This window comes from Streptomyces sp. Y20, from assembly GCF_043195475.1.
Classification (GTDB): Bacteria; Actinomycetota; Actinomycetes; order Streptomycetales; family Streptomycetaceae; genus Streptomyces.
The window spans coordinates 321,404-344,759 of the sequence record NZ_JBIDDP010000006.1 but is presented as its reverse complement, the minus strand read 5'-3'; the positions used below and the strand labels follow the sequence as shown (position 1 = coordinate 344,759).

General features: G+C 71.1%; 21 protein-coding genes. 8 read left to right on the top strand and 13 right to left on the bottom strand.

From position 1 onward, the window contains the following. The first annotated feature begins 84 nt into the window (after nt 1-84). The gene (locus ACGFT1_RS18310; protein WP_373910001.1) at nt 85-459 is read left to right on the top strand and encodes a nuclear transport factor 2 family protein; all 375 of its coding nucleotides are present in this window, start codon (nt 85-87) and stop codon (nt 457-459) included. Nucleotides 460-729: 270 nt separating this feature from the next. On the opposite strand, the gene ACGFT1_RS18305 is transcribed toward ACGFT1_RS18310, so the two are convergent. Next, on the bottom strand, nt 730-1,491 hold the full coding sequence (locus ACGFT1_RS18305; protein WP_373910000.1) for a DeoR/GlpR family DNA-binding transcription regulator: 762 nt from the start codon (nt 1,489-1,491) through the stop codon (nt 730-732). A gap of 89 nt (nt 1,492-1,580) precedes the next feature. Between ACGFT1_RS18305 and ACGFT1_RS18300 the strand changes: the two genes are divergently transcribed. Further along, nucleotides 1,581-2,783 (top strand): MFS transporter, encoded by a 1,203-nt coding sequence (locus ACGFT1_RS18300; RefSeq protein ID WP_373909999.1) that lies wholly within the window; start codon nt 1,581-1,583, stop codon nt 2,781-2,783. Between the two features lie 260 nt (nt 2,784-3,043). Here the strand turns inward: ACGFT1_RS18300 and ACGFT1_RS18295 are convergent, their stop codons facing one another. From ACGFT1_RS18295 to ACGFT1_RS18280, 4 genes are read right to left on the bottom strand one after another with little or no spacing between them, the layout of a single operon-like run. Further along, entirely contained in the window at nt 3,044-4,225 is a 1,182-nt protein-coding gene (locus tag ACGFT1_RS18295) for an XdhC family protein (protein WP_373909998.1), read from the bottom strand. Further along, entirely contained in the window at nt 4,218-6,356 is a 2,139-nt protein-coding gene (locus tag ACGFT1_RS18290) for a xanthine dehydrogenase family protein molybdopterin-binding subunit (protein WP_373909997.1), read from the bottom strand. The genes ACGFT1_RS18295 and ACGFT1_RS18290 overlap by 8 nt, the downstream gene beginning before the upstream one ends. After that, complete coding sequence (locus ACGFT1_RS18285) at nt 6,353-7,345, bottom strand: xanthine dehydrogenase family protein subunit M (protein ID WP_373909996.1); 993 nt, start codon at nt 7,343-7,345, stop codon at nt 6,353-6,355. The genes ACGFT1_RS18290 and ACGFT1_RS18285 overlap by 4 nt, the downstream gene beginning before the upstream one ends. Beyond that, nucleotides 7,342-7,923 (bottom strand): (2Fe-2S)-binding protein, encoded by a 582-nt coding sequence (locus ACGFT1_RS18280; protein ID WP_373909995.1) that lies wholly within the window; start codon nt 7,921-7,923, stop codon nt 7,342-7,344. The genes ACGFT1_RS18285 and ACGFT1_RS18280 overlap by 4 nt, the downstream gene beginning before the upstream one ends. Nucleotides 7,924-8,230: 307 nt before the next feature. On the opposite strand from ACGFT1_RS18280, the gene ACGFT1_RS18275 reads away from it, so the two are divergent. Further along, nucleotides 8,231-8,797: a TetR/AcrR family transcriptional regulator gene (locus tag ACGFT1_RS18275; protein ID WP_373910106.1), complete on the top strand. Its 567-nt coding sequence runs from the start codon at nt 8,231-8,233 to the stop codon at nt 8,795-8,797. Between the two features lie 138 nt (nt 8,798-8,935). Here ACGFT1_RS18275 and ACGFT1_RS18270 read toward each other — a convergent pair whose 3' ends face one another. Continuing rightward, nucleotides 8,936-10,108, bottom strand: a complete 1,173-nt coding sequence (locus tag ACGFT1_RS18270) for a S1 family peptidase (protein ID WP_373909994.1) — start codon at nt 10,106-10,108, stop codon at nt 8,936-8,938. Between the two features lie 352 nt (nt 10,109-10,460). On the opposite strand from ACGFT1_RS18270, the gene ACGFT1_RS18265 reads away from it, so the two are divergent. Continuing rightward, nucleotides 10,461-11,270, top strand: coding sequence for an SGNH/GDSL hydrolase family protein (locus ACGFT1_RS18265; protein ID WP_373909993.1), 810 nt, complete (start codon nt 10,461-10,463; stop codon nt 11,268-11,270). A gap of 19 nt (nt 11,271-11,289) precedes the next feature. Here the strand turns inward: ACGFT1_RS18265 and ACGFT1_RS18260 are convergent, their stop codons facing one another. The 4 genes from ACGFT1_RS18260 to ACGFT1_RS18245 form a co-directional block, all read right to left on the bottom strand. Further along, nucleotides 11,290-12,246: a hypothetical protein gene (locus ACGFT1_RS18260; RefSeq protein ID WP_373909992.1), complete on the bottom strand. Its 957-nt coding sequence runs from the start codon at nt 12,244-12,246 to the stop codon at nt 11,290-11,292. A gap of 210 nt (nt 12,247-12,456) precedes the next feature. After that, complete coding sequence (locus ACGFT1_RS18255) at nt 12,457-12,945, bottom strand: glutathione peroxidase (protein ID WP_373909991.1); 489 nt, start codon at nt 12,943-12,945, stop codon at nt 12,457-12,459. Nucleotides 12,946-12,982: 37 nt separating this feature from the next. Further along, entirely contained in the window at nt 12,983-14,182 is a 1,200-nt protein-coding gene (locus tag ACGFT1_RS18250) for a DegT/DnrJ/EryC1/StrS family aminotransferase (protein ID WP_373909990.1), read from the bottom strand. After that, nucleotides 14,179-15,885 carry a carbamoyltransferase gene (locus ACGFT1_RS18245; RefSeq protein ID WP_373909989.1) on the bottom strand — a complete coding sequence of 569 codons (1,707 nt, stop codon included), beginning with the start codon at nt 15,883-15,885 and terminating at the stop codon, nt 14,179-14,181. Before ACGFT1_RS18245 ends, ACGFT1_RS18250 begins: the two co-directional genes overlap by 4 nt. A gap of 272 nt (nt 15,886-16,157) precedes the next feature. Between ACGFT1_RS18245 and ACGFT1_RS18240 the strand changes: the two genes are divergently transcribed. Both ACGFT1_RS18240 and ACGFT1_RS18235 read left to right on the top strand, forming a co-directional pair. Continuing rightward, on the top strand, nt 16,158-17,276 hold the full coding sequence (locus tag ACGFT1_RS18240; RefSeq protein WP_373909988.1) for a radical SAM protein: 1,119 nt from the start codon (nt 16,158-16,160) through the stop codon (nt 17,274-17,276). A gap of 66 nt (nt 17,277-17,342) precedes the next feature. Continuing rightward, nucleotides 17,343-18,413, top strand: a complete 1,071-nt coding sequence (locus ACGFT1_RS18235; RefSeq protein ID WP_373909987.1) for a methyltransferase — start codon at nt 17,343-17,345, stop codon at nt 18,411-18,413. On the opposite strand, the gene ACGFT1_RS18230 is transcribed toward ACGFT1_RS18235, so the two are convergent. The 3 genes from ACGFT1_RS18230 to ACGFT1_RS18220 are packed head-to-tail and all read right to left on the bottom strand — an operon-like array spanning nt 18,414 to nt 20,574. Continuing rightward, nucleotides 18,414-18,941 (bottom strand): hypothetical protein, encoded by a 528-nt coding sequence (locus ACGFT1_RS18230; RefSeq protein ID WP_373909986.1) that lies wholly within the window; start codon nt 18,939-18,941, stop codon nt 18,414-18,416. Further along, nucleotides 18,941-19,576, bottom strand: a complete 636-nt coding sequence (locus ACGFT1_RS18225; protein WP_373909985.1) for a transcriptional regulator — start codon at nt 19,574-19,576, stop codon at nt 18,941-18,943. Before ACGFT1_RS18225 ends, ACGFT1_RS18230 begins: the two co-directional genes overlap by 1 nt. A gap of 56 nt (nt 19,577-19,632) precedes the next feature. Further along, the gene (locus tag ACGFT1_RS18220) at nt 19,633-20,574 is read right to left on the bottom strand and encodes a PIG-L deacetylase family protein (protein ID WP_373909984.1); all 942 of its coding nucleotides are present in this window, start codon (nt 20,572-20,574) and stop codon (nt 19,633-19,635) included. Nucleotides 20,575-21,144: 570 nt separating this feature from the next. On the opposite strand from ACGFT1_RS18220, the gene ACGFT1_RS18215 reads away from it, so the two are divergent. Beyond that, nucleotides 21,145-23,046: a KedN5 family methylcobalamin-dependent radical SAM C-methyltransferase gene (locus tag ACGFT1_RS18215; RefSeq protein WP_373909983.1), complete on the top strand. Its 1,902-nt coding sequence runs from the start codon at nt 21,145-21,147 to the stop codon at nt 23,044-23,046. A 79-nt stretch (nt 23,047-23,125) separates the two neighbouring features. Continuing rightward, the gene (locus ACGFT1_RS18210; protein WP_373909982.1) at nt 23,126-23,353 is read left to right on the top strand and encodes an acyl carrier protein; all 228 of its coding nucleotides are present in this window, start codon (nt 23,126-23,128) and stop codon (nt 23,351-23,353) included. Nucleotides 23,354-23,356: the final 3 nt, after the last annotated feature.

The window sequence follows — 23,356 nt, the reverse complement described above, 5'->3', positions numbered from 1 at the left end:
AGGCCGAAATGCGCAGGACGGGCAGCCGGGTGAACGTGCAGACTGGGGCGGCGAACGAGCGGGAGCCCGAGGTGGAGGAGAACCGTGACCGCAACCGACGCGGACGTCATCTGCGAGCTGGAGAAGCTCCGGTTCGACACCCTCGTGGAACGCGACATCCACGCCTTCACCGATCTCGCTCACCCCGATCTCGCCTACACCCACTCGAGCGGAACCCTGGACACGCTCGATTCGTTCGTCGCGAAATGCGAGAGTGCCTATTATGTGTACCACCGCATCGATCACCTCATTGAGTATGTGACGGTGGCCGGTGACACCGCCGTGGTGATCGGCGAAATGTGCGTCGACATGACCGCCGGCGGAATACGAAAGAAATTAGCCAACCGCTCGCTCGGAGTGTGGGCCCGGGTCGACGGCACATGGAGGCTCCTCGCCCACCAGGCCACCGCGAAGCGGTAGGCGCAGCGCATCGCAGCGGTGGCGCGTGATCCCGCTCGCTCCCCGTCTGTCCCACCGTGCCGGGACGGGCCGTCGTCACCCGGATCGCCGGCGCGGGCCTCCCACCCCTTCACCGACCATGCGGAGGCGCCGGAGTTCCGGACCCCGGCGCGCGGGGCCAGGTGGCCGATGGCCGCGCCGCCGGGCCCCCTGGACCGGCTCACCGCACCCATCGTGGGCGCGGCCGAGCAGCCGCTCTTGCAGCGCCACTCCCACAGGGGTGAAGCCTCGTCAGACAGCCTTGACGACGACGCCGGTGCCTTCCAGCGCGCTCACCTCGTCGGCGGGGGCCGTGGTGTCGGTGACGAGGGTGTGCAGGAGCGTGGAGGGGCCGACGTGTGCGTAGGCGGTGTGACCCAGCTTGCTGCCGTCGGCCGCGACGATGATGCGGCGCGCGGAGGCGAGGCCGGCCTTCTTCACGGCCGCGTCATCGAGGTCGTAGGCGGTCAGGCCCTCGGCTGCGCTCAGGCCACAGCAGCCCATGACGGCGGTGTCGAAGCGCAGCGCCGCCAGGGAAGCGAGGGTGAGGGGGCCGGCGAGGGCTCCCTCCGCGGCCCGCGGCTGCCCGCCCGGCACCATCAGCCTCGCCCGGTTCGGACCCTGGCCCAGTACGTGGATGGCCTGCAATGACAGGGCCATCACAGTGACCGGTCGCCGGCACAGCAGGTGGGCGATTTCCAGGCAGGTGGTACCGCTGTCGAGGAGGACGGTCTCCCCGTCGGCGATGGACGAGGACACCTCCGCCGCGATGCGGCGCTTGGCATCGACGGCCTCGCGAGCACGCAGCGCGAACGGCGGCTCATCCCCCCGGAGCAGCAGGGTGCGCGCGCCGCCACGGACCCGCTCGAGGACGCCTTGCGCGGCCAGCGAGTCGAGATCGCGCCGGATGGTCATCTCGGAGGCGCCGGTCAGTCGGACGAGGTCCTGCACCGTGATCCTTCCCGACTCCCTGACAGCCTGCGCGATCATGCCGTGTCGGTCCGCGTTGCTCATACCGCGATTGAACACCCCTCGAAACGCACATTCAATGTGTGCGAAAGAACAATATCCGAGCGCATCTCGTGTTCGTTACGGTTGCCGCCATGAGCGATTCTCTTCGGCGTGCCCGAGTGGCGACCTTTGTCTACTTCATCCTGTGCGGCACGACGATGGGCAGCTGGGTGGTGCACATCCCCGCCGTCGAGGAGCGCGTCGGTGTCAGCCACGCGACGCTCGGGGGGCTCCTGGTGCTGCTGGGCGTGGGAGCGTTCATCGGCATGCGGGCGGCCGGGCGTCTGACCGACCGGCTCGGAGCGCGCATCGTCGTCCCCGCCACCGGCGTGCTGTGCAGCGCGGCGCTCGCGCTGCCCGGCCTGTCCCGGGACCCGTGGACTCTGGCAGGTGCCCTACTGGCCTTCGGGTTCTGCAACGGCTGCCTGGACGTGAGCATGAATGCCCACGCCGTACACGTGGAGAAGGCGTACGGCCGCCCCGTCATGTCGGCCTTCCACGCCACGTTCTCGGTCGGCGGTGTCCTCGCCTCGCTCGTCGGAGCGGCCACGGCGGGCGCCGGGCTGGGCCCGGCCGCGGGCATGGCCGCCGTGGGAGGCCTTGGCATCGTGATCGCCCTGCTGCCGGCCGGCGCCCTGCTACCGGCCGCGCCCGGCGCTGCCGACACGGACCCTCTGGAGGAGGACGAGCAGGCTCGGGACGCCGATCGCCGCGGAACCAGCGGACGCATCCGGCTCCTGGCCACCCTGGCTCTGCTGGTCATGCTGTGCGAGGGAGCCGCCAACGACTGGAGCGCGCTGCACCTGAAGGACATCGTCGGCGCGCCCGCGAGCACCGCCGCATTCGCGTACGGCACCTTCGCGGCGGCCATGACGATCGGCCGGCTGCTCACCGACCGCCTCGTCGCCCGGTTCGGATCCATGACAATCCTGCGCCACGGCGCGGCCACGGCCGCTGTCGGCATCACCGTCGCGGCCGTCTCCGTGTGGATATGGGCGGCGTTCGCAGGCTGGGCGCTGTTCGGTCTCGGGCTGTCCGGCTGTGTCCCGCAGCTGTTCAGCGCGGCCGGGCACGCCGACTCCTCGGCTGCCGGGGCCAACGTCTCCCGCGTCGCCGGGCTCGGCTACGTCGGCATGCTCGCCGGCCCCGCGGTCATCGGCTGGCTGACCCACCTGGTCGTCCTGAATCACGCCTTCCTACTGCTGACCCTGCTGTGTGCGATCACCGCGGTGGCCGCCGGCACCCTGCGCACCGAATCCGACCGCAAGCGCGTGACGGCAGCGAGCAGGCAGTGAACACCTCCGAAGCATGCGGAAGGACCCATCAGCGCTGGTCACGCGTCAATGAACGGACACGTCTTCACCGACCGGGGCGAGGTGGCATCCGTCGTCGAACCCCGGTTGGCTGCTCGACGCTCCACTGGACGCCCAACGGCCGGCCCGTCGCGACGAGACGTGCCGGGGACGGCGCCGCGTGCCTGGGCCACGGGCCTCAGCGGGCCCTGCCGGATGCCGTACGTCTTCGCCCGCCGAGTGCCCCCTCGAAAAAATGACCGTCAGGCGACCGCCGGCCGTTCGGCCTCTCCGTTCCCGTGATGGATCGGCGTCTTCGCGCCGGTCAGCGGTGCCCCCGTCCCGCCCCGTCGCGCGGCGACGATCTCCGCCGTGATGGACAGGGCGGTCTCCTCAGGGGTGCGGGCGCCGAGATCGAGGCCGATCGGTGAGTGGAGCCGCGACAGTTCCCGTTCGGTGAGACCTTCCGACCGCAGACGCCGGTCGCGGTCCTCGTGGGTGCGGCGCGAGCCCATCGCCCCGACGAACGCGACCGGCATCCGCAGGGCCACCTTCAGCAGCGGTACGTCGAACTTCGCGTCGTGGGTGAGCACGCACAGGACCGTACGGGCATCGGTGGCGGTGCGCCGCAGGTAGCGGTGCGGCCAGTCGACGACGACCTCGTCGGCGTCCGGGAACCGGTCCGGCGTGGCGAAGACGGGCCGGGCGTCGCAGACGGTGACGTGGTAGCCGAGGAACCGGCCGACCCGGGCCAGCGCCGCCGCGAAGTCCACCGCACCGAAGACGATCATCCGCGGGGGCGGCACGTTCGACTCGACCAGCAGTGTCAGACCGCCGGGGCAGTGCGCGCCTCCCCCGGACTCCGTCCCGGGGGACCCCCATCTCGCTCCGCTCGCCGACAGGTCCACCGTGCCGGTGCGGCCCGCCTCCAGCAGGGCACGGGCTTCGGCCGCCGCCACCCGGTCCAGCTCCGGACCGCCGCCGAGAGCTCCCTCGGACGTGCCGTCGGAGCGGACCAGCAGGGCGCGGCCGAGGAGTTCGGCGGGGCCCCGGGCCACCCGGGCGAGGGCCGCCGGTTCGCCCTGCGCGGCGGCCGACAGCGCCGACCCGATGACGGTGCGTACGCCGGCCTCGCCGGCCACCGGTGTGACGAGCACGTCGATCGTCCCACCGCAGGTCAGGCCGACGGCGAAGGCGTCGTCGTCGCTGTAGCCGAACCGTTCGAGCACGCTCTCGCCGGTCCGCAGGGCCTCGCGGCACAGGTCGTACACCGCGCCCTCCACGCAGCCGCCGGAGACCGAGCCGATGGCCGTGCCCGCGCTGTCGACGGCGAGGGCCGCGCCGGGAGCGCGCGGCGCGCTGCCGGCGACCGCCACCACGGTGGCGACGGCGAACTCCCGGCCCTCCTCGATCCAGTGGCGCAGTTCCCCGGCCAGGTCAAGCATCGGGGGCTCCCGCGGCGGCCGACAGGACGCGGTCGGGCCGGATGGGCAGGTCGCGGTGGCGTACGCCGGTCGCGTGCCAGACCGCGTTGGCGATCGCCGCCGCGGCGCCGACGATGCCGACCTCTCCGATGCCCTTGATGCCGACCGGGTCGTCCGGATCCGTGTCCTCGAGCCAGTCCGCCTCGATGCGGGGCACGTCGGCGTGGGTGGCGACGTGATAGCCCGCGAGGTCGGCGCCGACATGGCCGCCCGAGGCGTGGTCCCGGACGGCCTCCTCGTGCAGGGCCATGGAGATGCCCCAGATCATGCCGCCCAGCAGCTGGTTGCGGGCGGTGAGCGGGTTGACGATCCGGCCCGCCGTGAAGATGCCGAGCATCCGCCGCACCCGCACCTCGCCGGTGCCGGCGTCCACGGCGACCTCCGCGAACTGCGCGCCGTAGGAATGGCGTTCGGCGGGCGGCAGCGCCGCGATGGCCGCGGTGGTGTCGGAGCGTACGGTGATGCCCTCCGGCGGGATGCCGGTGCCGAACGCCAGCCGTTCGCGCAGGTCACCAGCCGCGGCCTGGACGGCCCAGGACCAGGATCGGGTGCCCATGGAGCCGCCGGCGATCATCGCGGGGCCGAACGCGCTGTCCCCGATGCGCACCCGGACGCGCTCCGGCGGCACCTGGAGCGCGTCCGCGGCGACCAGAGTGAGCGCGGTACGGGCGCCGGTGCCGATGTCGGCCGCGGAGATCCGCACGGTGAAGGTGCCGTCCGGGTGCGCGGTCGCGGCGGCCGTGGACGGGGCGGCGCCCGCCGGGAACGAGGCCGCGGCCGTACCGGTGCCGAGCAGCCAGCGGCCGTCCCGGCGCACCCCGGGGCGCGGATCCCGGTCCGCCCAGCCGAACCGGCGGGCGCCCTCCCGGAAGCAGGCGGCCAGGTGGCGGCCGGCGAACGGCAGGCCCGACACCGGGCCCTTGTCCGGTTCGTTGCGCAGACGCAGCTCGACCGGGTCGAGCCCGCACTGCTCGGCGAGTTCGTCGAGTGCCGCCTCCAGCGCGAACGAGCCGGGTGCCTCGCCCGGGGCACGCATGAACGTCGGGGTCGGTACGTCGAGCCGTACGAGACGGTTGGCGGTGTGGTGGGCGTCGGCGTCGTACATCACCCGCGCCACCCCGGCGCTCGGCTCGATGAACTCGTACACCGTGGAGGTGGCGCTGACGGATCGGTGTTCCAGGGCGCGCAGGCGTCCGGCGGTGTCGGCGCCGAGCCGGACGCGCTGGCTGGTGGGGCTGCGGTAGCCGGCCAGTGAGAACATCTGGCGCCGGGTCAGGACGACCCGTACCGGCCGGTGCAGGACGGTCGCGGCCATCACCGCGGCGACCTGGTGAGCGCGGACCCCCTTGCTGCCGAAGCCGCCGCCGACGTGTTCGGAGCGCACGCGCACGGAGGCCGGGTCGAGGGAGAAGAGGTTGGCGAGTTCGCCGGCGACCCAGGTGACGCCCTGGTTGGAGTCGATCACCTCGAGCTGTCCGCCGTCCCAGCGGGCGGTCGCCGCGTGGGGCTCCATCGGGTTGTGGTGCTCTTCGGGGGTGGTGTACTCGGCGTCCACGACGACGGGCGAGGAGGCGAGCGCGGCGTCGAGGTCGCCCTTCTCCGTCACCGCCGGCATGTGGCCGTCCAGCGGGTACGCGTCCGGCCGCTCGCCGGTGAACCCGACGTCGTGCGGCTCCTGTTCGTAGTGCACGACGAGTGCCTCGGCGGCCTCCCGCGCCTGCTCGGACGTCTCGGCGACGACCAGCGCCACCGGCCAGCCCCGGTGCGGCACCCGGTCGTGCTGGAAGACCGCGCAGGTCGGGTCGGGGCGCATGCCCAGCAGGCCGGTGTAGTCGGTCTCCAGGCGCAGGGCGTTGCGGTGGTCCAGCACGGCGAGGACGCCCGGCATGGCGAGGACGGGTTCGGTGTCGAGGGCGCGGACGCGGCCCCGGGCGACCGTGGACAGCACCAGCCAGCCGTGGGCGAGGTCGGCGAAGGGCACCTCGCCCGCGTAGCGGGCCGCTCCGGTGACCTTGTCCCTGCCCTCGACACGGGTGTGGCCGGTGCCGACGGCGGGCGCCTGCGCGGGTGTTCCGGTGGTGACGGCGGTCATCGTGCGCTCTCCTCGGCGAGTTCGGTCAGGACGGCCACCACCAGATTGCGGACGAGGTCCACCTTGTATCCGTTGTGCGGCAGCGGCCGCGCCGCCGCCAGCTCGGCGTCCGCCGCGGCGGCGTAGGTCTCGGCGGTGGCCGGTGCGCCGGTCAGGACCCGCTCGGCCGCGGCGGCCCGCCACGGCCGGGAGGCCACGGCGCCGAGGGCCAGGCGCGCGTCGCGGACGACGCCGTCACGGACGTCGAGCGCGGCGGCGAGGGAGCCGATGGCGAAGGCGTAGGAGGCGCGCTCGCGGACCTTGCGGTAGCGGGAGCGGGCGGCGACCGGGGCGGGCGGCAGTGTCACGCCGGTGATCAGCGCGCCCGGCGGCAGGGCGGTCTCCCGGTGCGGGGTGTCCCCGACGGGCAGGTAGAAGTCGGCGAGCGGCACCTCGCCGGGTCCGTCCGCCGTCTCGAACCGGACCACGGCGTCGAAGGCGGTCAGGGCCACGGCCATGTCCGAGGGGTGTACGGCCACACAGTGGTCGGAGGCGCCCAGGATCGCGTGGTTGCGGTGCTCACCTTCGATGGCGGGGCAACCGCTGCCGGGGATGCGCTTGTTGCAGGGCTGGGTGACGTCGGTGAAGTAGCCGCAGCGGGTGCGTTGGAGCAGGTTGCCGCCGACCGTGGCCATGTTGCGCAGTTGGCCGGACGCACCGGCGAGCACCGCCTGGGCGAGCGCCGGGTAACGGCGCCGGACCTCGGGGTGGGCGGCCAGGTCGCCGTTGGTGACGGTGGCGCCGATGCGCAGACCGCCCTCCGGCGTGGTCCCGATCTCGTCCAGGGGGAGTTCGCGGACGTCGACGAGCCGCGCGGGCCGCTCGACGCCGGATTTCATGAGGTCGACCAGATTGGTGCCGCCACCGAGGTAGCGGGCGTCCGGATCGGCGCCGAGCAGGGCGACGGCCCCGGTGACGTCGTGCGCGCGCCGGTAGTCGAACTCCCTCATGCCACAGCCTCCTCGGCACCCGTCACGGGGTGCGCGTGTTCCTCGTCCGGGCGGGCCTCGGCCGCGCGGGCCACCGCGTCGACGATCGAGACGTAGGCGGCGCAGCGGCACAGGTTTCCGCTCATCCGCTCGCGTATCTCCTCGGCGCTCAGGGGTGGTGGCCCCGCTTCGGGGCGGACGTCCTCGGTGACGGCGCTCGGCCAGCCCGCCGCGTGCTCCTCGATCATCCCGATCGCCGAACAGATCTGGCCCGGTGTGCAGTAGCCGCACTGGAAACCGTCCAGGTCGAGAAATGCCTGCTGCACGGGATGCAGCCGCTCACCGTCGGCCACGCCCTCGATGGTGGTGATCTCCCGGCCCTCGGCCGCCACGGCCAGTTGCAGGCAGGCGACGGACCGGCGTCCGTCCAGCAGGACCGTACAGGCCCCGCACTGGCCCTGGTCGCAGCCCTTTTTCGTGCCGGTGAGATCGAGGCGTTCGCGCAGGGCGTCGAGCAGGGTGGTGCGGTGGTCGACGGGCAGTGTGTACTTCTCGCCGTTGATCCTCAAGGTGATGGCACTGGACGTCGATGAGGGCATGAGCTGCTTCTTTCGCATTTCCAGGACAGACGGGGGGCCGGCGGCCCGGGAGCGGCCGCGCGGGGAGTACGTCGTGCGGTGGGTGGCGCGAGGGCGGGGGCGAACGAAGGTGCGGGGCGCAGGCCCCGTGGGGATGACCGGCGACTCCCGCAGGGTCGCCTCCGCCGCTATGGTGAACGTAACCGGATAGCTGTCCGCTCATAGAAAACGTAACGGACAGCTGTCCGCTTAGCAAGGGGCGAAGTTCGGCCACGCCGTTCGGCCACACCGTTGGGCCACGCCTTGAGGAGGACGAGTGCCGCAGCAGATGGACTCACCCCGGCGCTCGGACGCACAGCGCAACCGCGAGCGCATCCTGGAGGTGGCGCTCGCGGAACTGTCGCGCTGCGCCGACACCCCGCTGAGCCAGATCGCCAAGAAGGCCGGTGTCGGGCAGGGCACCTTCTACCGGAACTTCCCCAACCGCGAATCACTCGTCCTGGAGATCTACCGCCACGAGATGCAGCAGGTCGCGGACAGCGCGGAACACCTGCTCGCCACCCGCGCGCCCGACGAGGCCCTGCGCGCCTGGATGGACCGGCTCGCCGAGTTCGCCATGACCAAGGCCGGACTGGCCGACGCGATACGGCAGGTCACCGGCGCGCCCGGCGGCCCCGCCAAGCCGTCCCCCACACCGGTGGCCCGCGCGGCGGAACTCCTGCTGCGCGCCAACGAGGAAGCCGGCGCCATCCGCCCCGCAGTCACCGCCGACGACTTCCTCCTCGCCATAGCGGGCCTGTGGCAGCTCGACCCCCACGAGGACTGGCGCTCCCGCGCCGCCCGGCTCCTCGACCTGGTCATGTCCGGCTTGCGCAGCGGGGCGCCTCGGGGGTGAGGTGCGGTCGGATGCGGGCGGAGGCGTCCTGTGGGCGAGACGTCGCCGTCACGCGGACGGTCCCGGCGGCGCCGGGGGGGGTTACGGGTGGGGGTTCCGCGCACGGCGCGCGGAACCCCCCGGGCCGCCGCCTCCCGGTCAGTAGGTGTGCAGGGTCAGGCCGTACCGGCCCAGGATCTCGTTGATCGGCTGGAACCAGGTCTCGCCGCCGCTGGAGCAGTTGCCCCAGCCGCCGGAGGTGACGCCCTGGGCCTGGTCCCCGGTGATGAAGGAGCCGCCCGAGTCACCGGGTTCGGCGCAGGCGCTGGTCTTGGTCAGCTCGTGCACCGCGCCCTGGCTGTAGTTGACGGTCTCGTTCAGCGCCAGCACCGTGCCGCAGTGCCAGTGCGAGGTGGAACCCGAACGGCAGACCGAGGAGCCGACGGGCGCCACGGCGGAACCGCGTACGAGCTGGTCGGGCACCGTGCCCCAGCCGAGCACCACCGGCACCGTCCACCAGCCGCTGCCCACGCTGACCCAGGCGTAGTCGTTGTCCGGGAACGAGGAGCCCTGGAAGGTTCCGATGTAGGAGTGGTCCCAGCCGCTCACCCCGGCGCCGGGCTGCCCGCAGTGCCCGGCCGTGACGAAGCCGCCGTACACCGAGAAGCCGATGGAGCAGCGGACGTTGCCGGTGTAGTAGGGGTCACCGCCCACGGTGCCGGCGGCGAGGGTTCTCGGGGCCCCGGAGGCCTCGACGGTGACGGGCCCGGTCTGGCGGGCCCGGGAGAGGAAGCGCTGGACATCGTTGTCGGCCCGCTCGCCGCGTACGACCTCGACGACGACCGTGCCGGCCTTCGGATCGACATGCCAGCCGCTGACCCCCGGGGGCGCGGTCAGCCGGTCGATGCGCGCCTTGGCCGCGTCCAGTTGCCGGGCGCTGCGCTCGGCGGTACGGACGGTGGCCCCGGAGCGTTCGATCGCCCGGCGCGTGGCGGCCGGGGCGTCCTGGGTGAGTGCCACGGTCAGACGCCCGCTCGGGGCGTCGAACCAGGAGCCCGCGTAGGCGGCACCCGCCGTGCGGCGAGCCTTGGGGGCGAGGTTCGCGGCGGTCCTCTCGGCCGCGAGCCGGGTCACCGCCTGGGTGCGGGTCAGGCCGAGGTCCCGCTGCATGGCGGTGAGGACGCCGTCGGCGGCGGGTTCCGCGGATCGTACGGAGGTGGTGGTTTCGGCGGCGGAGCCGGCCGCCGACGCGGGGAAGGTACCGGCCGCGCTCAGTCCGCCGAGGACGAGGAGCGCGGACAGGACGGCGTGCGCAAGTCTGGTGCGTCTCATGGGGGTTGCCCTTCGTCGTTCCAGGGGTGGGGGTGGAACAGCCGATGCCTGAGAGCGCTCTCGTTCGTGGCGGGGCAGAGCCTAGCCCCGTCTGTGCGTCAGGTCCATGCCAATACAAGGGTTCCATCCGACGATGTGATCGGCGGCCGGGTACGCCGCCGGGCGAGTGACGGCTCATCGGGTGAAGTGCGCCGGGTGACCGGCCCCTCACCCGCGGGGCCCTTCCGGGCCCGCGTGCCTGCGCCACAGGGCTGCCCCCGCCGCACCACGGGCGGCGGTAGCCGTCAACTCGGCGGGGTCGCGCAGGGGGCCAGGGCGGGCGGAGCCAGCCGGGCCGGGATAGAGGAGAGTCATGAGAAAGTCCCGAATACCGCCCTGGGCGGCCTCCCTCCTCCTCGCGGCCGCCTGCACCCTCGCCGGTCCCGCGGCCACCGCGGCGGCACCCGGCATCGCGGCCACGGGCTACGTGGCTCTCGGTGACTCCTACTCGGCGGGGGTCGGAGCCGGCAGTTACCTCACCGCCACGCCGCGCTGCCTGCGCAGCAGCCTGTCCTTCCCAGCCCTGTGGGCCGCGGCCCACTCCCCCTCGTCGTTCGGCTTCACCGCCTGCGACGGCGCCAAGACCGGCGATGTGCTCAAGAACCAGCTCGGCCCGCTCGGCCCGCGCACCGGCCTGGTGACCCTCACGGCAGGCGGCCGGGACGCGGGCTTCACCAGCGTCATGGCGGCCTGCGTGGTGGGCGGCGGCAGCACGTGTCTGTCCGCCGCGGCCAAGGCCCGCTCCGCCATGGACCGGACGCTGCCGGGCAACCTCGACCGTCTTTACTCGGCCATCCGCGGCAAAGCACCCGCGGCCCGTGTCGTGGTGCTCGGCTATCCGCGTCTGTACCGGTTGCACGGCAGTTGTTCGGGCGGCCTGCCGGACACCGAGCGGTCCGCGCTCAACGACGTCGCGGACCATCTCGACAAGGTGCTCGCCGGGCGCGCCGCCGCCCACGGTTTCACCTTCGTCGACGTGCGGAGCGCGTTCGCCGGGCACGAGATCTGCTCGCCCGAACCATGGCTGCACAGCCTCGACTGGCTGGACCTCGGAGAGTCCTACCACCCCACGGCGGCCGGACACTCCCTCGGCTATCTCCCCCTGCTCCCCGACGCGCTGTGAAACGGGGCACGGGCGCCGGTCACATACCGGCCGTCGCCTTGCGCCGCGCCTGCTCGAACTCCTGGACCGGGTCGCCGCCGGCCTGCCAGGGCCAGGCCGTGACGGTACCGTCGAGCGCGTCGAACACCGCGCGGGCCTCCACCCGCCGGTCGGCGGCCAGCAACGCGTAGGCGAGGACGTTGAGATCGGCCTTCGCCGCGGCGTGGGTCAGGAACCCAGGCCGTACCCAGGTGGAGACGACGCGGTCGAGGGCCTGGGCCGCCATCGCCTGGGACCAGTGGTTGCGTGCCACCAGTGCCTCGAACCCGCCCCGGTCGAGCAGGGCGTGGTACTGCTGGACCTGGGCGGTCAGTTCCGTCGCCGCGCAAGGGGCGTTCGCGGGCATCCGGGCCCGCAGGGTGTCCACGAACTCCAGGACCTGGATGCGCGATCCGGCCTCCTGAGGGCTCAGATAGCCCAGCATTCCCAGATAGGCCTCACGGTTCCAGCGGTCACGCGCGAGAACCTCGTTCCACACCCCGAACACCCGGGGCTGCGCCCAGCGTTCCACGCGTGCCACCGCCAGGAGAACGACCCACGGGGTGGGATCGTCCGGTGCGAGTTCGGCGGCCCGCAGACAGCTGTCCACGGTGCCGGCCGCGTCCTCCAGGCCCCCGTGCGTGCGGGCGTGGGCGACCTCGGTCCAGGCGTGCAGGACGAGTGCGTTCACGTCACGCGGCTCGCGCGCGGCCCAGGTCCGCGCCAGATGCGATCCGGCCAGGAAACCGGCCAGCACGCCCATGCGGTGCGTCCGGCGGTCCCAGTCGCCCGGCTCCTGGCCCAGCAGCCGGGACAGTTGCGCGGCACACAGGTCCGTCGTCGCGATCGTTCCGGTCCTCGTGGTCGCCAGCAGGGACTTCAGCAGCCTGCCCAGGTCCTGGTCACCGAGTTCCGGCGCCAGGCGTGCCGCTCTGCGGCGACGCGATAGAAAAGCCATGGCCGGAGGCTAGACGGACACGTGGATTACGCAAGGTATGCGCCGAGATCGTTATCTGTCACCGTCCGTTCCGTCCGGGCCGGGCAGCCTCGACCCCGGACGGCCGGCCTCATCCTGTCCGGCCGGCGCACCGGTCGACCGACGCGGTACGGGCGCCCTGCCGACCCCGCGCGTCTCTCGGGAGGGGGGACGGCGCGGCCCGGGCCGGGGTCAGGTCGGCAGGAGCGCCTCGATCTTGGCGATGATCTCGGGGGTGTCCGGCTTGACGCGTGAACCGATGCGGTGCGCCACCAGACCGCCGGGCGAGACGAGGAACTTCTCGAAGTTCCACTCGACGTCTCCGGCCACCCCGTGCTCGTCGGGGGCGGCGGTGAGAATCTCGTAGACCGGGTGCCTTCGCGCGCCGTTGACGTCCACCTTCTCGAAGAGGGGGAAGGTGACGTCGTAGGTGGTCGAGCAGAACTCCCGTATCTCCTCGGGGGTTCCCGGTTCCTGTTCCCCGAACTGGTTGCAGGGGAAGCCCAGAACGGCGAACCCGCGGGGCCCGAAGCGCCGGTGCAGTTGTTCCAGCGCAGCGTACTGCGGCGTCCGCCCGCACCGGGAGGCGACGTTGACCACGAGCAGTGCCTTTCCCCGGTAGGCGCTCAGGTCGCCGGGCTCCCCGGCGAGTGTGTGGACGGGAATGTCGTACAGGGTCATGTCGGCGTGTCGCTCCGCTCCTGTCGGGGGTGCTCGTTCAGTCGGTCCGGGTGGTGCCCGGGTAGGTCTTGCGGAAGGCGGTGACCACGGCATCGACGTCCTCGTCGGTCATGCCGGCGCCCAGACCGATGGTGACGGAGCGGCCCAGGAGCCCCTCACTGATCCGGTAGCGCGGGGGTCGGTCCCACTCCACGCCCCAGGGCGTACGCCCTTCCCGCACGGCGCGGTTGGCCGTGACCGGCTGCCCCTGGTACATGGTGTGCGCCGGGATGCCCTCGGCGTTCAGGGCGGCGACGAAGCCCCGCGCCGCCAGGCGCGAGTCGAGGAACAGTGTGAGGTCGCCACCCGATCCTTCCTCGTCCGGCAGCCGCCGCCAGCGCACCGGCAGATCGGCCGTCTCGGCGCGCACATGGCGCGCCACGTCACGCAGGCGCCGGCACATGGGGACCAGCCGAGGCAGCTGCGCGGACAGGATGGCCGCGGTCAGCTCGGTCATGCGCTGGTTGGCGCCGATGAACGGCGGGCTGTCGCCGGTCCCCCGCGTCGCGCCCTTGGAGGTGGTGAACTGGCCGCCCTGGTCCTGGTACCGGGCCACCCGGTCGTACACGTCGGCATCGGCCACGGTGACCGCGCCGCCCTCGCCGGCCGTGATGTTCTTGTCGAGCTGGAAGCTGAAGGCGCCCGCGTCGCCGAGGCTGCCGACGGGCCGTCCCCGGTAGCCGGCACCGGCGGCCTGGGCCGCGTCCTCGATCACCCGCAGTCCGTGCCGGCGCGCGACCTGCGTGATCGGCCCCATGTCGGCGGCGGCGTTGTTGAGGTGGACCGGCATCACGCCCCAGGTGCGCTCGGTGATCTGCTCCTCCAGCTTCGCGGGGTCCAGCGTCAGCGAGTCGTCGACCTCGGCGAAGACGGGGATGCCGCGGGCGGCGACGACGGCGCCGACACTGCCGACGAAGGTCACGGCGGGCACGATCACCTCCGCCCGGGGCGGGATGGCGAGGCCGATCAGCGCGGCGGTGAGCGCGGCGGTGCCGGAGGACACGGCGACGGTGTACGGGACCCCCGCCACCGCGGAGAACGCGGCCTCGAAGGCGTCGGTCCGGTGCCCCAGGTGCGGCCCGTAGTACCGGAACAGCGACCGGGACCGGATCACCTCCATGGCGGCGGCCGCCTCCTCCTCCCCCCACAGCGCGAGGGCCCGCCAGGTCTCGTACCGCATCTGCGGGCCGTCGGTCACGCGGCCGCCTCCGTCACTGTGTCGAGGTCCGTCGTGCTGTGGGCCACCACGAAGTCCTCCAGGAAGAGATAGTCGAGCCGGCTGGGCCCGAAGAAGGCCAGCGCCTGTTCGGGCGTCTCCACGATCGGCTCACCGCGGTCGTTGAAGGAGGTGTTGAGCACGACGGGTACGGAGGTGAGCTCGCCGAACCGCTCCACCAGTTCGTAGAAGGCGCCGTTCGCCTCCGGGGTGAGCGTCTGGACCCGCGCCGTCCCGTCCACGTGGGTGATGGCCGGCACCTCCTGGCGCTTGTCGTCGCGCACCGGCGCGACGAGCAGCATGTACGGCGACTCGATGTCGAGTTCGAAGTACTCGCGGGCCCTGTGGGCGAGGACGGCGGGGGCGAACGGCCGGAACGCCTCGCGGTGCTTGACCTTGCGGTTGAGGATGTCCTTCATCTCGGCGCGGCGCGGGTCGGCGAGGATGCTGCGGTGGCCGAGGGCGCGCGGTCCGAACTCGGAGCCACCGGTGAACCAGCCTATGAGCGCGCCCCGCGGGAGGAGTCCGGCGGCCAGCCGGGCCGGCCGCGCCACGCGCCGGTGGGGCAGGCCGGAGGCGTCGAGGGCGGTCTGGATCTCCTCGGTGCTGTACGACCGGCCGAGGTAGGTGTGGCGCTGGGGCCGCGGGGCCGACTTCGGCGCCTTCGGGCCGCGCGGCCGCGGCTGCTCGCCGAGGATGTGGCAGCCGTAGTACGCGCAGCCCACCGCGCAGCCGTTGTCGCCCGCGGCGGGCTGGGCGAAGACGTCGGTGAACGGCGTGTCCCGCAGGATCTTGCCGTTCGCCACCGAGTTGAGGACCACGCCGCCGGCCAGGCAGAGGCGGGAGAGCCCGGTCTCCCGGTGCAGCCAGTGGGCGGCGTGCAGGACGGCGGTCTCCAGGAGGTCCTGCGCGGCCCAGGCGAGGTCGGCACCCCGGGCGAAGCGCTCGTCCCCTTCCAGTCCGTCCAGGGCGTGCTCGACGAAGTGCAGCAGTCCGCCGCTCTTGAGGTGCAGGTGGAACCGGCCCTCCGGCAGGAGGTCGAGGTAGCGGCGGAACCGCGCCCGGTAGCGGTCGGTCCCGTAGGGCGCGAGGCCCATGGTCTTGCCGTCCTCGGTCAGGTACCAGCTGCCCTCCTCGTAGAGGCTGAAGCCGATGGCCCTGCTGACCGCCTTGTACATGAAGCCCAGCGAGTGGTCGCTGTCGCCGGCCTGGTAGACCTTGGCCTCCCGCAGACCGTCGGTGCTCCAGTTGGTCCCGTACACCTTGGAGATCTCGGTGATCTCCGTGCCGGTGCCGACCGACATGGTCATCGTCTCGACGCCGTGCCCCTCGAACAGGCTGCCCGCGCCGTCGACCACGAGGACCGCTGCCTCGGGGAAGGGCGAGGGATAGAAGGTGCTGGCCGCATGCGCCATGTGATGCCGGATGAGCGTCGTCCGACTGCGGAACGGGAAGTAGCAACTGGGCAGGAGGGTGTCGTCCGCGACGATCGACTCCACCTCACCGAGCCGGACTCCCCGGGTTGTCAGGCAGTACCGCCAGCACTGGTTCGCCAGTGAATTCACATTGACGGCGTATTTGCGGCGCGTGAGCCGCTCCTCTTCAATGCCGACGACGATCTCACCGTTCTCGACGAGGCAAGCCGAGAAGTCATGATTGGAACCACCGAGCCCGAGAGCCAGCATACTGCCGTCCTTACTGCCAGTTCAGCCTACTGATTTGGCGAGCACGTGGATGTAACGCTACCTTGTTACAAGTGGTCGGCCATCAGGCGAATATGAGCCATCCTCCGGCCGGCCCGGGTCGCGTTCCAGCCGAAAGGCGGCGCCCCCGGTCGCGCGCATTGACCCTGCGTTCAGAGTGAACTTAGACTCGTCGGCCAACGGAGCGTCATGCGTGAAAACGACCCTGGGTTCGGTGATAAGGCATGGCCCTGAAAACTGAGTTCCGTGAAGCGATGTTCGCACACCGCGATGGCCAGGACCGTCTCAAGCTCCTCATGAACGACATGGTCATCGAGGAGCAGTTGTGCCAGATGCGATGCTCCTACTGCCTCACCGAGGACTTCAATCTGCTCATGCAGGTCCCGGACGCGAGGCTGCGCCTGACCACCGACCGGCGCGCGGACTGGCATGAGATCCTCGACGCCTATCACCGTCATGTGGACAGCCCCATCATGCGCCTCAGCGGTGGCGAGTTCTTCTGGTTGAAGGGCTCCACCGAGTTCGTCGCGGAGTGCAGCGAGAAGTACGAGGTCGTGCAGGTCATCACCAACGGCGCCTTCCTGACACCGCACCGGCTGGAAACCCTCGCCGAGCTGGGCAACGTCCAGCTGTGCCTCTCCCTGGACGGCCATACGCTGGAGCTGAACGGCCACCGGCTGCCACCGAAGCAGCACAAGCTCTTCGACGTCATCATGCGCCACCTGGACAACGCGGTGGAGCTGGGCATCCCCATCGAGATCCAGTCGGTGCTCAGTGACCTGAACGCCGCCAGCCAGGCGGACTTCGCCGAGTTCCTGCTCGAACGGTACGGGCGTGGCGTGATGCTCTACTTCTTCCCCGTGCGCGGAGAGACCAGGACCACTCACGCGCCTCCACTCGGCGACCATTTCGCGCCACTGCTGGAACGCTACGACGAACTGTCCGCGGTCCTTCCGCCGCGCGCCTTCGTGGAACACATAGCCAATCAACTCAGCACCGGTGTCCGCACCCTGAGGTGTTACGCGACGGCCACCATGGTCCAGCTCTTCGGCCAGGGAGACGTCTCCTGCTGCCCCTACGCCTGGCTCAAGCCCATGGGAAACATAAAGGAGAGCCCCGAACTGATCCACGAACAGTTCGGAAAGCATCAGCACTACGATATGTTCATGCAGTCCCGGCCCCGCTTCCCGTATTGCAAGAGCTGCACGGGACCGATCGACGTGGTCAACCTCTATCTGTTCGGGGGTATCTCCGAGGATGAGATCGCGCGCTGTGCGCCGTACGCCGGGCCCCGCGCTCTGGCACGGCTACGGGAACTGAAGTCGGCGTTCACGCCGATCTTCGAGCCGGCCGGGGAGCAGCCCGCCCACTGATCCCGCGGGCGGCGGAATGCCGGAGAAGCAGAGCATACCGAGGCCTCTAGGAGAGTAATGATTTCCGTGGATGGGATTTCCGGCGACGACTTCGCTGGTGCCGGGCTGGAGAGGCTGCTCACGCTTCCGCAGCACGATCTGCTCACGCTCGCCGGGGACTGGCTCGGGGAACTGGCACCGTGGCGGAACGCCGAGACCCTGGCGGCGATCTCCACCACCATGGGCGCCGGGTCCGTCCTCTCCTCCCTGTTCGTCTTCGGGGAGCGGGTGGCGGAGTCCGACGTCCGCGCGGAGGTCCCCGGTCCGCTGCTCGATCTCCTGCTCCGCGCCCGGGTGCTCGCCGAGGATTCCGGAAAGGTGTCGGCCGACTACTGCCTGGTCCGCGGGGACGGTATGTCGCTGCTGGCCGCCTGGCGGGCGGCCGGACGGGACACCGGATCGTACGCGCCCTGGGTCGGCACCGACTCGATGACGCTCTCCCGCCTCGTGGCGGCGCGCCGCGGTGCGCGGTCGGCCCTGGACCTCGGGTGCGGCACCGGCATCCTCGGCCTGTCGGCGGCCAGGAACGGCGCCGAGGTGCTGTCGGTCGACGTCAATCCGGAATGTACGGCGGCTGCGACGCTCAACGCCCATGTCAACGGGCTGGGAGACCGGCTGACCGCCACCGAGGGGGACATCATGTCCCTCTCCCTGGGCTCCCGGTTCGATCTCGTCGTCTCCAATCCCCCCTGCCTCCCGCTGCGCCGGGGCTCGCTCGGCTGGCTGGCCGGCGAGGCCGGGCTGGACGGCCTGGAGTTCTTCTGGGAACTCCTGCGCCAGGTCCCCCGGCTGCTCACCGAGGACGGCGAGGCACTGCTCCAGGCCGCGGCCTACGGGGACGAGCGAGGGCCGTTCTTCGTCCCGGAGCTGGAGGCCGCGCTGCGGCGCCTGAAGGTCTCCGGACGGCTGCTGCTGCGGCCCTCGACGCCCCCGCGCTGGCCGGCCTTCGCGCCGCGCGACGAACAGCAGCAGCTCACGGGCCCGCTCGGCGACGAGGTCCGGGAGTACGTCACGCGGATCGGTGCCACGCACTACTACGGGTTCGTCCTCTCGGTGCGACTCGGCGGTGAGGGCATGGAGGTGGGCCGCTTCCGGTGATCACCCGGGCGCGCCGAGCCAGTCCGGTCCCAACTCGGCGCGTTCCAGGGCCGCGACGGCGTCGGTCGCCTCGACCAGGGTCAGGCGCGTGGTGTCGACCAGCCGGACTCCGGGCACATCGGGCACCTCCGCGTCGAGGTGACGCTCGGCGAGCCGGCCCTCGACGAAGTGCCGGCCGCCCGCGTCCTTCTCGATCCGGGCGGCCAGTGCCTCCGCGTCGGCCCGAAGCCCGTAGTGGACCGGGTCCGCGCCGAGTTCCTCGAACACCTTCTGGAAACGTTCGTAGACACGGCCGGCGAGAACCACCCCGGTGACGATCACGACGCGCGCCCCCCACTCCCGGTAGACGGGCAGGGCGGCGCGCACGGTCGCGGCCATCAGGTCGTACACCTCCTCGCCGCCGTTCCACGGATGGACGATGGGATCGCAGTCCATCGCGGCGGCCGGGACGCTGTACCGGGTCACCAACTGGTGGCCCAGCCTGGTCTTGCCCACGCCGGGAGCACCGGTGATCACCACCGCGCGCATCAGCTCTCACCCTCGCGGACGGTTCCGACCAGGCGGAAGCCCAGGTGAGGAACCTTGAGCAGTTTCGCACCGGAGTCGAGGTCCAGGAACTTCTGCTTCAGGACCGACGTCACCTTGTTCACGTCCTCCCCACCCGTGGCCTCGGTGAGTTCCTCACGGGAGACGATCTGGCCCGACCGGTCGGACAGCAGGCGCAGCAGCCGCGCCTCGGCGTCGGTCACGGGCAGCGACTTCGCGGGAGAACTCAGCGAGCCCTTCCCGTCGAGGGTGAGCACCTGGGTGTTCTCCGACGGCGTGACGTTCTTGAGGTAGCTGAGGGTCTCCACGAGCCGGGGGTGCCGCAGGGGGCTGGCCAGCGTGAAGCTGAAGCCGCGGGAGACCGCGGCCAGGACCTCGGTGGCGGAGACGCCGTCCAGTACGGCCACGGGGTAACCGCCCCCGCGCTTCAGCTCCTCCATGGACAGGTCGTCCGGCCGGGCCGCGGCGACCCGGTGGAAGGAGACCAGCAGCGCGCCGGGCGGCGGGGCCTGGCCCGCTCCGCGGTCCGTCACATGCAGGGGGAGGCCCACCTCGGCGCATGCCTCGGTGAGGACCTCCAGGTCCGCCGGTATCAGGGACTGAGCCAACGCGTACATGGGAAACCCTTCACAGAGCGGCGGGGCCGCGGTTGCCGGTCGGGTGGGAGAGACGGTCAGCCGCGCATCAGCCAGACCCGTTCGGCTGCCGCAGATGCCGGAGCCGCCGCGCCCTGCGCGCCCTGCGCCAGGCGCGTGTCGTGGCGGCGGATGCGCTGGATGATGCCCTTGCGCACCTGGATGCGGTAGGCGCCCAGCGCCTCGCACTTGATGAGCGCCGCCGTCTCGTCCACGGGGAGCAGGTGCGGGCGCAGTTCGCCGAGTCCCGCCTCGGCCAGGCGTGCGCCGAGCCGCTTCGCGGTCTCCTCGGCGGCGGAGAACAGGGAGTACGGCTGGTCCTCGTAGAAGGCGACCCGCGCACCGCCGAGTCCGCCGTCGCGCACCAGTTCCAGCACCGCTTCCCGGCAGGCGAGGTGGTCGACGTGACCGCCGACGCCCAGGGGCGCGTAGACGACGCCGGCGCCGTCCAGCAGGGCGGCCAGGCGTTCGGTGACGGCGTCGAAGAGCTCCGGTTCTTCCCGTGCGAATCCGTCGGACCAGGCCGGGTCGGCGAAGAAGCGATCCCGTCTGAGGTCGCGGTCGGCGGCGTCGACGAATCCCAGCAGCTCCACGCGGGCGCCCAGCACGCGGGCGGCGACGGCTTCCTCCGCCAGCAGGAGGCGCTGGGTCGTCGCCGGCCGCCGGCCGTAGTACGGATCCCTGGTCCAGGTCTCGACGCTGAAGACGTCGAGGAACCGGCCTCCCGTCCGGGCCACCGTCCCGCCGAGGGCCAAGGCGGCGTCGTCCGGGTGCGGGGACACGAGCACGGGCGGTTCCGTGACCGCCTGGCCGGCTGTGCGCGGGGGCGCCATGAGCAGCAGCCCGTGCCGCCGCCAGAGGCCGATGGTCTCCCGGTCCGCCGCGGTGAACCCGCACAGGGGCCGGCTGCCGTCGCAGTGGGACAGCAGGACGGCGTCATGGTCCGGGACGGGCCCGGCCACATCGACCTGACGTCCCATGAAACGGAGCCGGCCGTCGACTGTCTCCACATGCGGCAGAGCGGTCGGGCACCATGTGTCAGGAATCTCTGTCATGTAACTCCCGAGCCCGAGCGGTGACGAATGACAGACGCGATATGGGCGGAGCATACCGATCGCCACCACACGCGCACAGGGCGGATTCCGGACCGGCAGAAAATGATGGACGGGTGGCCGAAATCATCCTGCCGCGGCTGTTATGATCTTTCTTCGCGCACCGCCGAGAGGCGGATTGGTTTCCGGTCATTCATTCCGCCCCGGAGACCGCTTCCGGCCGCATCCCCCGGCCCGCGCAGCGCACCGGGAACGCGCCGCGCAGCCTCGACCGGATTCGCACGTCAGCCGCCCGGCACCGGCGGAGTTCCGGGCCGCCCGACCGCGCCCGGAGGGTGAGTTTCACCAGCACGCCGGCATGGTTGAACACGTACCGAACGCAGGGAATTGGCCATGCCGGCGGCCAGGTGACGGCGGCCCCATTGCGCCGGGGATCTTCTGCTGTAGCCTCAAAGTTGCGATTTGGCCTGCCGGGACGATTAGAGGACGAGGCAGTGAATGGAGACTCGCGTACTACTTGTTCAGCAAGGAGTCTGGGGGAATTCCGCGGCCTCCATGCCGCTGGCCATCGGCTACCTGAAGGCCTACGCCGACGCCGATGAGCGCATTCGGCGGCGTATGGACATCTCCATCCGCAACTATCCCGGCGACGTCACCCTGAACGCCATGTCCCGGGATCTCGTCCGGGACGGGTGTCCCGACATCCTCTGCTTCTCCGTCCTCGGCTGGAACTACCGTTCCTTCGGCACCCTCGCGGAGACGTTCAAGCAGATGAACCCGCAGGGCTGGGTCATCTTCGGCGGCAACCACGTCGCCCACCAGGCCGAGCGGGTCTTCCGTATGTTCCCCCACGTCGACGTGGTGGTGAACGGCGAGGGAGAGCTGATCTTCCGGGATCTCATGAACGGCTACCTCGACGGCGCCCGCCGCACCGGCCTCCACGAGATCAGCGGCATCTCCTTCCGCGAGGCGGATGGAAACCTGGTCACGACTCCCGAGCGCGCACGTATCGAGGATCTCGAGATCCTGCCGTCCCCCATCCTGTCCGGAGCGGTACCGCTCGTCGACAAAAAAGGCCGGTTCCTCTACGACTACGCGCTCATGGAGACGAATCGCGGCTGCCCCTACAAGTGCGCCTTCTGTTATTGGGGAGGGGCCACCGGGCAGAAGATGCGGGCGTTCTCCCGGGAGCGGCTGCGCGAGGAACTCGAAGTGCTGGGGCGGCATGGCGCGGACATCCTCATGCTCGCCGATTCCAATTTCGGCCTCTTGCGCCAGGACGAGGAATTCCTCGATGATCTGCTCCGGGTGCGCAGTACATACGGGTTCCCGAGGAGACTCGAAACCTCCTGGGCCAAGAACAAGTCCCCCGGCTTCTACCGCATCATGGAAAAGATGAAGCAGTCCGGGATGCACAGCGCCTTCATCCTCGCCCTGCAGACGATGGATGATTCCGTGCTGGATCTCATGCGCCGGCGGAACATGAAGCTGAACGACTGGGAAAGTCTCGTCGCCTGGCTGACCGAACACGGCATCACACCGTATCTGGAGCTGATCTGGGGAGCGCCGGGCGAGACGATCGCCTCGTTCCTGGACGGTTACGACCGGGCGGCACGGCATACGCCGTTCATCGCGGTCCATCCGCTGATGCTGCTGCCGAACACCGAGTACCACGACAAGCGGGAGCAGCACGGACTGGTGACCGTGCGCGGTGAGCAGGACGACTTCGACTACGTGCTCGCCCACAGGACCATGACGCTCGCGGACAACGAGCGCATGCTCCGCTTCATCTGCTGGAACCGGGTGCTGGCCCGGAGCCTGCTGCTGCACAACATCTGGGTGGCCCTGCGCGAGCTCGCCGGCGTCCCCCAGTCACGCGTCATCCTCAGCTTCTCCGACTGGATCGAGAAGAGCGACGCCCCCGGGGCCCGGCAGCTGCACGCGGTCGCCAGACCGGCCAGTTCCGCCAGCGAACTGGTCGACCCCAACGTCTGGCGCCTGCTCACCAAGGGGCTGCTGCGGCAGTGGTGGCAGGAGGCCATGCGCCCCCACGTGCCCGAACACCTGCTGCCCCTCCTGGACGAGGTGTTCCGCTACGACCTGCTGTGCCAGCCCGTCCGCCCGCTGCCCGACGGTTCGGGTCCCGAGGAGGACCTCCCGGTCGTCACGAAGTACGGGGAACGCTGGTACCTGCGCAGTGACGCGGAGTTCACCCACCCCGTGCCCCGGTTGATCGCCGCGCTCCGGCGCGGGGAGACGGTGAGCACGGAGCCGGAGCGCCATACCACCGACTTCTACTACCGCGTCGAGTTCGGTGGTGACCTCCAGCACTACTTCCGCATGGACCGCTTCCGCGGGCTGACCGAGCAGCAGCTCGACGAACGGTTCACGAAGGTTTGACCGAGACTGAGACCACGGGAGACGAGAGACGATGGATCGCGCCGGACTCATTCGGGAACTTCACGAGATCGCAGCGGGCATGACCAAGGGTGATCACCGGCAGGCGCCCGACGAGGGCGACGCAAGCCTCGTGGACCAGTACGGATTCAGCTCCCTGGACGCTCTGGAGTACCTGCTGATCCTGGAGGAGAAGTTCGATGTCGTCTTCGAGGACGAGGACCTGACGGAGGAGACCCTCTTCTCCATCGAGGGCCTGGCCACCTACATCATCGAGCAGAGGGCCGGCGAGAGCCGCTCCCTGACGTGACGG